This is a genomic window from Serratia sp. H1w, assembly GCF_000633355.1.
Lineage (GTDB): Bacteria > Pseudomonadota > Gammaproteobacteria > Enterobacterales > Enterobacteriaceae > Chania.
The window spans coordinates 123,361-135,604 of sequence record NZ_AYMQ01000006.1 but is presented as its reverse complement, the minus strand read 5'-3'; the positions used below and the strand labels follow the sequence as shown (position 1 = coordinate 135,604).

Genomic DNA, 12,244 nt, shown 5'->3' with positions numbered 1-12,244 from the left:
GCAGCCTCAAACGAAAAGACGAGAAACCAGATAAAACAAACAGCAATACAGCGCGGTATTGAACAACGCCGGATGCCAGACAAAATCGTAAATCCCGGTTGGCTGCAACAGGCGGCGCACCACGAAGAACAGTGCCAACGACACCAACAGCTCAAAAAATACCGGGGGGAACGACAGTCCAAAAATGACCATGACCGGAAGCAAACTCATCACTTTTTCCTTAATTGTTTACTACACCGGGACTTTCCCTGCTGATTTCACATACCATTTACATTCTAGCGCACGGACGCCAAACGTTATGATCTGGCAGTTGACCAGGCCACAAACCTGAAAAAGGGTTAAGCTAAGAGCAGGCTTCCGCGAGAGGGAATGTAGGGATGACCTGAGGGATCACGCAGCCACGGCAATCTACCGCGGCATGGCTGACCACGCTCAAGCGTTCAGATGATCTTTACACCCGACGCGTTATATTAGCCTGCTTACTATCAACTAATCTACAATCTGTGATCTAAATCACTTTTAAGCCAGAGTGAACAATGGAAAGACTAAAACGGATGTCCGTGTTTGCCAAAGTTGTTGAATGCGGGTCGTTTACCGCTGCGGCACGCCAGCTCGATATGAGCGTTTCATCCATCAGCCAGACAGTGTCCAAACTGGAAAATGATCTACAGGTGAAGCTGCTGAACCGCAGCACGCGCAGTATCGGCCTGACCGAAGCCGGTAAAATCTACTATCAGGGCTGCCGCCGCATGTTACAGGAGGCCGCCGAAGTGCATGAGCAGCTTTATGCGCTGAACAATACGCCCATCGGCACGCTGCGCATCGGCAGCTCTTCCACCATGGCGCAAAACGTTCTGGCGACCATGACTGCCGACATGCTGCAAGAATATCCTGGCCTGACGGTCAACCTGGTTACCGGCATACCTGCCCCTGACCTGATTGCCGATGGCCTGGATGTGGTGATCCGCACCGGCGCACTACAGGATTCCAGCTTGTTTTCCAAACGCCTGGGCTCAATGCCGATGGTGGTCTGCGCCGCCAAAAGCTACCTGACCCAGCACGGCACACCGCAAAAACCGGCAGACATGGTGAATTTTTCCTGGCTGGAGTACAGCGTGCGGCCCGACAGCGAGTTTGAGTTGATGGCCCCGGAAGGCATCAGCACGCGTATTTCCCCGCAGGGGCGCTTCGTGACCAACGATTCACAAACCATGATCCGTTGGCTCAAAGCGGGTGCCGGGATTGCCTACGCACCGCTGATGTGGGTGATTGAAGAGATTAAACGCGGCGAGATTGAGATCCTGTTCAAGCGCTACCATTCGGAACCCCGCCCGGTTTATGCACTCTACACCGAAAAGGACAAGCTGCCGCTCAAGGTACAGGTCTGTATCAATTACCTGACAGAATACTTTAAACGCGTGGCGGAAGTGTATCAGGGCTACCGTTAATGCCCCCTTAATCCCTGGGGGACCCTCTCCAGGGCTGGATATAGCGTTTAACGCTATAAAACCGATCGCTAATCTTATTCTGAATAATTATCGAAAGATTTTACTTTCGATTGATTCCTATTCTCTACTGATAACTCTGCTGTATTCATTCGGGTTAACCGATCGGTTATGCGGACACTTCCCCCCTAATTAAATGCAATAAACCGCCGCGATAATTATTTTAAGCATATCCTGCCAATATGGCCGAAACGCCTATTCTGTTACCACTTTCGCGTGCTTGCTTCCGCCCCGGCGGGTGTGATTTATTGATGTTTAGCGCTGAAGCGCCAAATTGAAATAACCGCCATACATAATAAAAACACGGCTTCATTATTCATTATAGGAATCACCATGGAAAAGATCTCCCGCTCATACCTGGTCTATGCCATGTCGCGCGATAATGCCCCCGTGGCCACCGTTACCAGCGGCAGCGATGTTTGTTTTGAAACCTGCGACTGCTTCGAAGACCAAATCGCCTCCGAACAGGCTGCCTTCACCGAACTGGATTGGAGCCGCATCAACCCGGCTACCGGGCCGGTTTACGTGCAGGACGCCATCCCCGGCGACGTATTACGGGTCGAAATTAAACGCATTACCCCAACCAGCCATCAGGCCGTCATGGTCACCGCACCGGGCCTGGGCGTGATTGGCGATGAACTGCAACAGCCGCAGATCCGCACCGTACCGCTGGAAGACGGCTTCGCGCTGCTGCCTGGCGGCGTACGTTGGCCTTTAAAGCCGATGATTGGCGTGATTGGCGTCGCCCCGGCCGAAGATCCGATCTCCTGTGGCACGCCGGATGCCCACGGCGGCAACATGGACTGCAAAATCATCACTGAAGGCTGCACGCTGTGGCTGCCGGTTAACGTTCCCGGCGCGCTGTTTGCACTTGGCGATCTGCATGCTGCCATGGGCGATGGTGAAGTCTCCGTTTGCGGCCTGGAGATCCCTGGCGAAGTGGTGGTGAACCTGACCGTGGTAAAAAACCGCGCGCTGCCAACCCCGATGATGAGCACCGCCGATGCGCTGTACACCCTGGCCTCGGCCAAGACGCTGGACGAAGCGGCCGAACTGGCAACACGTAACATGGCGCACTTCGTGGCCGATTACAGCACCGTCTCGCTGGCCGACGCCATCAACCTGCTGAGCATCACCGGCGATCTGCAAATCTGCCAGGTGGTCGATCCGCTGAAAACCTGCCGCTTCGCGCTGCCACGCAGCGTGGCCAAGCAGTTAAACATCCAGCTGGATTAAGGGCCACACCATGTCTGTTGAACAATTTGGTTATAAACAAGAGCTGCACCGAACCCTCACCCTGAAAGATCTGGTGATTTACGGCATGATCTTTATGGTGCCGATCGCGCCCTTTGGCGTGTTTGGCTACGTCTGGGAAGGCGCACAGGGCATGGTGGCGCTGGCTTATCTGATCGGTATGGTGGCGATGTTCTTTACCGCCATGAGTTACTGGTCGATGTCCCGTGCTTTCCCCGTTTCCGGTTCGGTCTACGCCTACGCCCAGCGTGGTATCCACGAAACCGTCGGCTTCTTTGCTGGCTGGCTGATCCTGCTCGATTACATTCTGGTGCCTTCGCTGCTGTATATCGTCAGCGCAGCGGCGCTCGGCCCGATCCTGCCCGAGGTTCCGGCCTGGTTGTGGATCGTCACCTTTATCGTAATTAACAGTGCGATCAACCTGGTGGGGATCCAGTTCACCGCCAAGGCCAACCGCTACATTCTGGTGGCAGAGATCGTGATCCTGACCATCTTCGTCGTGATGGGCCTGACAGCGCTTTATTCCGGCGAAGGAGCGGGTGGCCTGACGCTGAACCCGCTCTACAATGCCGAGAAATTCAGCCTGCCGCTGGTGATGGGCGCAGTGTCGATCGCGGTGCTGTCGTTCCTGGGTTTTGACGGTATTTCGACGCTGTCCGAAGAGAGTAAAGGCGGCGCCGATGCCGTGGGGAAAGCCTCGCTGTATGCGCTGCTGCTGGTGGGGACGCTGTTTATTCTGCAAACCTGGATCGCCGCCGATTTGGCTGCGGGCCAAAACTTTACCAACCTGGATACCGCGTTCTATGACACCGCCAATCTGGCGGGGGGCTCCTGGTTAAAACAGGCCACCATCTGGGCGACGGCACTCTCCTGGGGGATCGCCAATGCGTTAGTCGCGCAGGCCGCCATCTCGCGTATTCTGTTTGCCATGGGGCGTGACCGCCAACTGCCGAAGATCCTGGCCAAGGTGCATCCACGCTTTAAAACCCCTTACGTCAGCACCCTGCTGGTCGCGGTGATCTCCCTCGCTTCCGGGCTGTACTTCAACGGCAGCATCGACAACCTGAGCCGGTTGGTCAACTTCGGGGCGCTGATGGGCTTTTTGATCCTGCATCTGTCGGTGATTAACCACTACATCATCCGCCAGAAATCCAAGGCCTGGGTGCAACATCTGCTGTTCCCGTTGGTCGGCCTGGCGATCATCGCTTTTGTGCTGTACGAAATGGATATCGAAGCCAAGATCCTCGGCCTTAGCTGGCTGGCGGTGGGCATCGTGTATTACTTTGTACTGCGCGTGGTGCTGAAGAGAGAGCCGGTGCTGAAGCTGGAAGACTAGACCATTGGCTAATGACGCCCCTCACCCCCGCCCTCTCCCAATGTACGAGCGGGGGCAACATAAACACTGGTTTCCGGGAGAGGGAGCTAGTCCGCAGCCGATGTCGGGTTCGGCAATCAACTGGTGGCACATTTAGACGGTGCCAATGTCAGATACGTTACTCAATATGTAGCACATTCGGTCCCCTCTCCCTATGGGAGAGGGTTAGGGTGAGGGGCAATATTTCCCCAATACTTTGATGATGTTAACAAAACGACCCACCGACCTATCCCTCCCCCGCAGTGCAGACCGAGAACGTCATAAACATTCGTTTAAGGAAGGGAAGCTAGCCCGAAACTGCGGCCAGGTACATCAGTAATCTGCGGCATATTTAGACAGAGCCGCTGTCAGGGACGGAGCCAGCATGTAGCACGATCCGTCCCCTCTCCCTGTGGGAGAGGGTCAGGGTGAGGGGGCAGATTTCCCCAATACTTTGATGATGTTAACAAAACGACCCACCAATCATATCCCTCCCCCCGCCGCTAAGTTATGCTCGAAAAAACTCCCACGCATCAGGAAAACTAATGAAAAAAATCATACTGGATTGCGACCCGGGGCATGACGATGCAATCGCGATGCTGCTGGCCTGGGGCAACCCGGAGATTGAGCTGCTGGCCGTAACCACCGTCGTAGGCAACCAAACGCTAGAGAAGGTCACACGCAATGCGTTAGCCGTCGCGCGCATCGCCAACATCACCGGCGTACCTTTTGCCGCTGGCTGCTCGCGGCCTTTGGTACGTCAGATTGAAGTCGCCCCAGACATTCACGGCGAATCGGGACTCGATGGCCCGGTCTTACCAGAACCCACTTTGCAACTAGCCGATATCCATGCCGTCGATCTGATCATTGATACCATCATGGCGCATCCGCCAGGCACCGTAACGCTGGTACCCACCGCTGGCCTGACCAACATCGCCATGGCGGTACGCAAAGAACCACGCATCGCCGCACGCGTGAAAGAAGTGGTGTTGATGGGCGGCGGTTACCACGTGGGTAACTGGAGCGCGGTGGCAGAATTCAATATCAAAATCGACCCCGAAGCCGCGCATATCGTGTTCAACGAACCTTGGCCGTTAACCATGGTTGGGCTGGATCTGACGCATCAGGCATTGGCTACGCCAGAAGTGAGCGCACGTATCGCTGCCATCGGTACCGGACCGGCCAAGTTTGTGGTCGAGTTGCTCGAGTTCTTCGGCCATATGTATAAGCAGGCACAAGGGTTCACTTCACCACCGGTGCACGATCCTTGTGCGGTCGCCTATGTAATCAATCCCAACGTAATGACGGTGCGTAAGGTGCCGATTGATATCGAGCTGACCGGTACTCTGACGTTGGGCATGACGGTCGCGGACTTCCGCTTCCCTGCCCCGGCGGATTGCCATACTCAGGTGGCAGTGAAGCTTGATGAAAAGGCTTTTTGGGATTTGATTGTGGATGCGCTGGAACGGATTGGGGAGGTTGAGGTTTGAGGGGTTAATGGATGCTAGCGGGGGTGTCGCTAGGCGTGATCCCCGCGTCTGCTCTGGTTCTGACCGTCTGTTAAGTGCCAGGAGCGGGCGTTACTAATAGCTCAAGCAAACTGCCCCCTTAGCCCTTAATGAAGTAATGGAGGGGTTGGTATTAATTGGTCAATATCGAAAGATCTCTAACAGGGAAAGGACCGTTTTTAGGGGATAACTATATTGCCATCTAGTCACCGTTAAAATATGCACAGAGAGAGCATATTTCACAACAGCCCTCTCAGTTTTATGAAAAGTAATAAAACTTGGGAATATTTAAACGCATTTGAACGTCAGGCGAGCAACGCCATTAACAAGTAAGTGTGTATCAATATCAGTTTTGACTTCTCTCATGGATTTATTTTGTACCCTACAAAAATCAGAAGCCTTTTTAGTTGCAGTGCCAATAGCTCCTTGTATACGACCTGCAGCAGGAGCTGCTTCTACCTCAGTGAGATAGTCCCCATTATCCAGTTTTTTGACATCGGACTGATATGTCAAACCCAGGCCTTGAAACTGTGTTTTATCATTTTGCACAGCGCAACCGCTTAAAAAAGAACCGATTAAAATGGTAGTAGCAATTATTGATGTTTTCATGTGAAGAATAATCCTGATGTATTTGGTTACCCTCTATTCTACAAACTGGAATGAAACATTAATTAAACCAATTGCTATTTATCGATTTGCATAAGGTTATCGCATTGAATATTTTGAGAAATAAATCACACTAACCGACAAACAAGAACGTCAGGTGATCTGCTCCACATGATTCAGACACATCGATGTAAGTATGCATTCCTAACTTCCGCTCCTCGCTCATAACTGACATCACACAACGTGCTAATCAAAGGAGAGCAGATGTCGCATCGTTATCAATACGTTCAAAACGAACAAGCATTACGAGCTTTAACCAACTCACCACTAACAGGATGAACAAAATCCAACTCACTGGCATGCAGCATCAGTCGCGGAGTCCGTTCGGTGCCTGGCAACAAAAGACCACCATACAGGTCACAGCCCAAAATAGGATGTCCTAACTGCTGGCAGTGGATACGTAGTTGATGGGTGCGCCCGGTCTCCGGGGTTAGTTGTACCCGCGTCAACGGCAGTAACTTCCCGTCTTCCAGCTCGCGATAAAAGCGTTCAACGGCCTGATAGCGGGAACGAGCGGGCTTGCCGTGGATTGAGCAAATCGACATCAGCGGGAATAGCGCCGGGTCTTTGGCAATCGCCGCATCTATCACCCCTTCGTCCTCGCCCAAATGTCCGCAAAGCAGAGCGCTATACACCTTGTTCACCGTGCGCTGGCTGAACTGCTGGCAGAGAGCGGCATTGATCGCCTTATTGCGGGCAACCACCATCAGCCCGGAAGTACCGAAATCAAGACGGTGGACCAGAGTGCAACCGGGGAATAGCTTCACCAGCCGATGATGCACCGAATCCAGATTTTGCGGATTCTTCCCCGAGAGGCTGAGCAGTCCGGCAGGTTTGTTGATCAGCACCAGATGATCGTCCTGATAGAGGATCTCTATCTCGTCATGGCACGGCGGGGCAATAAAGGTATCAAGGATCGTAGACATCGGGCTGCCGGATGGGGAGTGAGGGCGGATAATAACGAATTTTCAGCCAGCTGACGAATATGGCTGTTTGACCGCATAAACCAATTAGCTTTGGCGCTATGCCAATCTCCCTCTTTTAGGCATCTGCATAAAAGCAAAAGCCACAAATCACCTTTCTCATCATAATTTTTATCATTTTTGATAACATTTACTAACCAGCACGTCATAACATCGATTTTTTTGCCGCCCCCGGGTTGGCGTTTTACACAAAGCGCCAGCCCAGTTTGCCGTAGCAAGATGTGAAATTTTGCGCATTCTTGCCTCGTTGCCTTTCCCTATACTCACCACCATCAGTAAATGTCGGTGCAGAGGCAAGCTATGCAGCAGGTCAAAATCACACACCTCTATCAGAGTTTACAGCTGAGCGTTAATCGCCGGGCTGACCATACCGCCCTGTTCTTTGAAGGCCATAAATACAGCTATAACCATTTGAATCACAATGTTAATTTAAGCGTCGCCTGCCTGAAAGAAAGCTTTAATCTTGCTAAAGGCGATGTGATTGTTCTGGCGCTGGGTAACCGACCTGAATTCTGCTCGCTGTTTTATGCCGCGATGGCGCTGGGGATTATCGTGGTGCCGTTAAGCACCAAGTTAAAATCGCAAGACAGCCAGATCATCCTGACCAGCGTGAACGCCAAAGCGGTGTTCTACGATCCCAATAGCCAGCCATGGATGCCTAAGCTGGAAACCGGGCAGCACAGCCATCTGGTATCGTTGGCCGAATGGCAGCTGATGCTCAGTAATGCAGATGACCAAAAAACCATCCCACCGGTGAAGCCAGCAGCAATCGAAGCGGATGATATTGCCGCAATTATTTATACCTCCGGTACCACGGGTTCCCCCAAAGGGGCAGCGCTCACCCATGGCAACTTTATTGCGGCTATCACGGCCTACCAACAGGCTCTTCAGCTCACCGAGCAGGACAGTGCCATTCTCCCCATCCCTATTTGCCATATTACCGGTCTGTCCGCCCTGCTCTGCCTGTTTATTCATCTTGGCGGCACGCTGCATTTGCAGCAAAGATTCAGCGCGGAAGAGATCCTGAAAACCGTCAGCAGTCACCACATTACCTTCCTGCATGGTTCGCCCACGGTGTTTATTCTGCTGCTGCAAGAAGCGGAAAAACATCCACAGGTGGGGGATTACAGCAGCCTACGGATGATCGCCTGTGGTGCCGGGCATTTGAACGTAGGGATTATCGAAAGGTTGGCGCAGCTGTTCCCGGCGACGGAAATCAGGCCGATCTATGGGCTGACGGAAACCTCTTCGCCGGCCAGCATCTTCCCAACCGATGTTCGCAGCAGTGACAAGATAGGCAGTTCTGGTTTGCCTATCCCAGGCCTGAGCTGCCAAATTCGTGACGATCATCAGCGGGTGCTTGCCGCCGGTGAAATTGGCCATCTGTGGCTGAAAGGCCCGGACGTCGTCAGCCAATATTGGAAGAACCCGCAGGCAAATCAGCAATATTTCCACGATGGCTGGTTTTACACCGGCGATATTGCCTGTCTCGATCAGGACAACTATCTGTATATCAAAGATCGTAGCAAAGACATGATCAACCGTGGCGGCGAAAAAATATACTGCATAGAAGTGGAAAACCTGATCTCGAATTACCCTGGCGTCAAGGAAATTGCCATTGTTCCCAGCAACAGCGAAATCTACGGTGAAGAAGCCGTGGCTTTTATCGTGGCACATCGTAACAAGCCTTTGGTCAGTGACAATATTATCCATTGGCTATCGAATAAGATCGCCAAATTTAAAATACCTTCAAAAATCGTCTTTACCGCAGAATTACCCAAGAATGCCAATGGTAAAACCGACAAACTGGCATTACGAAAAAAATTGGCACCGCCCATATAGCAAGCCGTGTCCAATAAGCGCGCCAACATCAGGAAACGTGAAGCGCAACCATTAAAATAATAGAGCACCTGTACCCCCAATAATAATACAGAAAGCTCTACTCTGTTTAATCGCCTCATTACGAGGAGGAGCCTTATCATGTCAAATCGGCCGTTAGATATTGCATCGAAAAGCCAGGCGGCTATTACGAATGCAAAAATATATAAACACCTGATGCCGTTACTGATCATTGTTTATATCATCAGCTTTATCGACAGAACCAATATCGGCATTGCCCGCGCGTCGATGTCTATCGATCTTGGGCTTTCCGCCACCGCCTACGGGTTAGGCGCCGGTCTGTTCTTCCTGACCTATTCCACTATGGAAATCCCCAGCAACCTGATTATGGCGCGAGTCGGGGCCCGGTTCTGGATCACCCGCATCATGTTCACCTGGGGGGTGATTTCCGCAGGTATGGCCTTCGTCACCGGCCCCACTTCGTTCTATGTCATGCGCCTGCTGTTAGGCGCGGCAGAAGCAGGGTTGTATCCGGGTATTATCCTGTACCTCACCTATTGGTTTGGTCGTGAAGATCGCGCCAGAGCCGTCGGCATGTTCCTGCTCGGTGTCTGTATCGCCAACATCATCGGGGCACCTGTAGGCGGCGCATTGCTCATGTTAGATGGGCTAGGTGGACTGCACGGCTGGCAATGGATGTTTATCGTAGAGGGGATCCCGGCGGTGTTGCTGGCGTTCTATGTCTATGCCGTGCTGCCCAATAAACCACGCGACGCCAAATGGCTGACCAAAACCGACATTGAGTATATTGAAAACAAGCTGGCCGCCGAGCAACCTGTCGGCGTGGATAAAAACCAGAAGTTTTCCTTTAAAACGGCGTTTACCAACAAGACCTTCATGCTGATCGTGGCGATCTATTTCACCCATCAGATTTCGGTCTACAGCCTGACCTATTTCCTGCCCAGCATTATCAACAGCTACGGCAAAATGAGCACCCTGACGCTCGGTCTGTTAACCGCCATCCCGTGGATTGCAGCCGCTCTGGGCGGCTTCTTCCTGCCCAAATACGCCAATACCGCCTCTCGCTCCCGCATCATGTTGGTATCCGGCTTTGCGTCGATGGCTATCGGCTTCCTGATTGGTGCCGTGGGTGGCCCGGTATTGGGGCTGATCGGCTTCTGTATCGGCGCTTCGATGTTCTTCGTCGTGCAATCCATCATCTTTACCTACCCGGCAACGCTGATGAGCGGCCCCATGCTCGCTGGCGGGCTCGGATTATTGGCTTGCCTGGGCATTACCGGTGGCTTCTTCGGGCCTTACGTGTTCGGGCTGCTGGAAGATAGAACAGGATCACCTAGCGCTGGCCTGTGGTTTGCCATCACGTTGCAAGCTCTTGCCATCATCGGGGCCGCGCTGGTGAAACAACCGGCAGGCAGCAAAGATAAATCAGCCAATCCAGGCCCGGCAGCAGCCATGAATAGTGTGATTGAGAAATAAAGCCTAAACGCGGTGCCATGTGCACCGCCGCACAGAAGTAAGGTAGGAAGCGATGAGAAATAAAGTGATTTCGGCTCAGCAAGCCGCAGAGTTGGTCAATAGCGGCTCGACGCTGTGCACCATCGGCATGACACTGATCGGGGCTGCAGAGTCGATCTTGAAGGCACTGGAGCAACGTTTTCTGGCAACAGGAGCACCGCATGGGCTGACCTATATTCACTCTGCGGGGCAGTCAAATCGTGAGCGAGGCAATCAGCACTTTACTCCCCAGGGGATGGTAAAACGCATTATCGGCTCGCACTGGGGGTTGGCACCCAAGTGGATGGAAAAGATTGCCGCTAACGAGGTCGAAGCTTTCTGTTTGCCGCAGGGGCAGATTGTCCATCTGTACACGGCCATGGCGGCCGGTCAGGCCGGGTATTTATCCAAAGTGGGGCTGGGTACCTTTATCGACCCCCGTCTGGAAGGCGGCAAAATGAATACGTTGACCCGTTCCCTGCCAGATTTGGTGGAGGTGGTCAGCTTGCGCGGAGAGGAATACCTGTTCTATCCGGCACTCCCGCTGGATACGGTGATCATTCGTGGCACCACGGCGGATACCGCTGGCAACCTCACCTGTGAGGAAGAAGCTATGAAGCTGGAGATCCTGCAAGCGGTGCTGGCGGCGAAACGCTTTGGCGGCAAGGTGATAGCCCAGGTAAAAAACCTGGCCGAAAAAGGCAGCCTGCATCCGAAGCAGATCGTGGTGCCGGGGAATTTTATTGATGCCATTGTGGTGTGTGACAACCCCGAGCAGGACCACCGCCAGACCTCCTCCTGGTTCTATGACCCAGCCTATTGCGGCAACCTGATTGCCCCCGTCAGCGAAGTGGAAACGCTGCCGCTCAGCATCCGCAAGGTGATTGGCCGCCGTGCTTGTCAATTCCTCACCCCCGACTGTGTGATCAATCTGGGCACCGGCATACCCAACGATGTCATTGGCACCATCATTCATGAAGAAGGGCTGAGCGAAGAAGTCACCATCACGGTTGAATCGGGCATCTACGGCGGCGTGCAGGCCGGTGGGATTGATTTTGGTATCGGCAAAAATCTGACCGCCATGATTAATCATCAGGAGCAGATGCTGTATTACAACGGAGCCGGTGTCGATATTACCTATATGGGCGCGGGCGAGATGGACGCCAACGGACATATCAATGCCACCCGTATGGGAGACCGTTGTACCGGGGCTGGCGGATTTATCGATATTACCCAAAACGCCCACCATGTCGTCTTTTGCTCCACATTTACTGCCAAGGGGCTGGAAGTGGCATTCCAGCATGGGCAATTAAACATTCTGCAGGAAGGCACGGTTAAAAAACTGGTGAAGTCGATTAACCAGATTTCCTATAACGGTGAAATAGCCCGCCAGAAAAAACAAAAAATGCACTTGGTAACCGAGCGCGCGGTATTTGAGCTGACGGCCCAGGGTCCAATGTTAATAGAAATCGCCCCTGGCATCGATCTTGATCGGGACATCCTTCAGCAAATGGAATTCATGCCGCTGATTTCACCCACATTAAAACAGATGGATGCGGCACTATTTTGTGATGCCCCTTTCGGCCTGAAGGAAATGCTGGCCAGGCCATAACACGTGTG

Annotated in this window: 10 protein-coding genes; 7 read left to right on the top strand and 3 right to left on the bottom strand. The window is 52.9% G+C overall.

What is annotated here, in order from left to right:
* Window positions 1–6: 6 nt before the first annotated feature.
* Window positions 7–210 (bottom strand): p-hydroxybenzoic acid efflux pump operon protein AaeX, encoded by a 204-nt coding sequence (gene aaeX / locus U869_RS0101885; RefSeq protein WP_025122708.1) that lies wholly within the window; start codon window positions 208–210, stop codon window positions 7–9.
* 326 nt (window positions 211–536) lie between these two features.
* Here aaeX and aaeR point away from each other — a divergent pair, with 326 nt between their 5' ends.
* The 4 genes from aaeR (at window position 537) to U869_RS0101865 (ending at window position 5,603) form a co-directional block, all read left to right on the top strand.
* Entirely contained in the window at window positions 537–1,448 is a 912-nt protein-coding gene (aaeR, locus tag U869_RS0101880; protein WP_025122709.1) for an HTH-type transcriptional activator AaeR, read from the top strand.
* A 390-nt stretch (window positions 1,449–1,838) separates the two neighbouring features.
* The gene (locus U869_RS0101875) at window positions 1,839–2,741 is read left to right on the top strand and encodes an acetamidase/formamidase family protein (protein ID WP_025122710.1); all 903 of its coding nucleotides are present in this window, start codon (window positions 1,839–1,841) and stop codon (window positions 2,739–2,741) included.
* Between the two features lie 10 nt (window positions 2,742–2,751).
* On the top strand, window positions 2,752–4,095 hold the full coding sequence (locus U869_RS0101870; RefSeq protein WP_025122711.1) for an APC family permease: 1,344 nt from the start codon (window positions 2,752–2,754) through the stop codon (window positions 4,093–4,095).
* 563 nt (window positions 4,096–4,658) lie between these two features.
* Window positions 4,659–5,603 carry a nucleoside hydrolase gene (locus U869_RS0101865; protein ID WP_025122712.1) on the top strand — a complete coding sequence of 315 codons (945 nt, stop codon included), beginning with the start codon at window positions 4,659–4,661 and terminating at the stop codon, window positions 5,601–5,603.
* A gap of 306 nt (window positions 5,604–5,909) precedes the next feature.
* Here the strand turns inward: U869_RS0101865 and U869_RS0101860 are convergent, their stop codons facing one another.
* Together U869_RS0101860 and U869_RS0101855 are read right to left on the bottom strand one after the other, a co-directional pair.
* On the bottom strand, window positions 5,910–6,230 hold the full coding sequence (locus U869_RS0101860; protein ID WP_025122713.1) for a hypothetical protein: 321 nt from the start codon (window positions 6,228–6,230) through the stop codon (window positions 5,910–5,912).
* A 284-nt stretch (window positions 6,231–6,514) separates the two neighbouring features.
* On the bottom strand, window positions 6,515–7,213 hold the full coding sequence (locus tag U869_RS0101855; protein ID WP_025122714.1) for an RluA family pseudouridine synthase: 699 nt from the start codon (window positions 7,211–7,213) through the stop codon (window positions 6,515–6,517).
* 357 nt (window positions 7,214–7,570) lie between these two features.
* Here U869_RS0101855 and U869_RS0101850 point away from each other — a divergent pair, with 357 nt between their 5' ends.
* The 3 genes from U869_RS0101850 (at window position 7,571) to U869_RS0101840 (ending at window position 12,236) form a co-directional block, all read left to right on the top strand.
* Window positions 7,571–9,112 (top strand): class I adenylate-forming enzyme family protein, encoded by a 1,542-nt coding sequence (locus tag U869_RS0101850; RefSeq protein WP_025122715.1) that lies wholly within the window; start codon window positions 7,571–7,573, stop codon window positions 9,110–9,112.
* Between the two features lie 138 nt (window positions 9,113–9,250).
* On the top strand, window positions 9,251–10,606 hold the full coding sequence (locus U869_RS0101845; RefSeq protein WP_025122716.1) for an MFS transporter: 1,356 nt from the start codon (window positions 9,251–9,253) through the stop codon (window positions 10,604–10,606).
* A gap of 52 nt (window positions 10,607–10,658) precedes the next feature.
* Complete coding sequence (locus U869_RS0101840; protein WP_025122717.1) at window positions 10,659–12,236, top strand: acyl CoA:acetate/3-ketoacid CoA transferase; 1,578 nt, start codon at window positions 10,659–10,661, stop codon at window positions 12,234–12,236.
* Window positions 12,237–12,244: the final 8 nt, after the last annotated feature.

Coding starts and splice junctions, on each gene's coding strand:
- aaeR (WP_025122709.1), top strand. CDS start 537: ATGGAAAGACTAAAACGGATGTCCGTGTTTGCCAAAGTTGTTGAATGC.
- U869_RS0101855 (WP_025122714.1), bottom strand. CDS start 7,213: ATGTCTACGATCCTTGATACCTTTATTGCCCCGCCGTGCCATGACGAG.
- U869_RS0101840 (WP_025122717.1), top strand. CDS start 10,659: ATGAGAAATAAAGTGATTTCGGCTCAGCAAGCCGCAGAGTTGGTCAAT.
- U869_RS0101850 (WP_025122715.1), top strand. CDS start 7,571: ATGCAGCAGGTCAAAATCACACACCTCTATCAGAGTTTACAGCTGAGC.
- aaeX (WP_025122708.1), bottom strand. CDS start 210: ATGAGTTTGCTTCCGGTCATGGTCATTTTTGGACTGTCGTTCCCCCCG.
- U869_RS0101845 (WP_025122716.1), top strand. CDS start 9,251: ATGTCAAATCGGCCGTTAGATATTGCATCGAAAAGCCAGGCGGCTATT.
- U869_RS0101870 (WP_025122711.1), top strand. CDS start 2,752: ATGTCTGTTGAACAATTTGGTTATAAACAAGAGCTGCACCGAACCCTC.
- U869_RS0101875 (WP_025122710.1), top strand. CDS start 1,839: ATGGAAAAGATCTCCCGCTCATACCTGGTCTATGCCATGTCGCGCGAT.
- U869_RS0101860 (WP_025122713.1), bottom strand. CDS start 6,230: ATGAAAACATCAATAATTGCTACTACCATTTTAATCGGTTCTTTTTTA.
- U869_RS0101865 (WP_025122712.1), top strand. CDS start 4,659: ATGAAAAAAATCATACTGGATTGCGACCCGGGGCATGACGATGCAATC.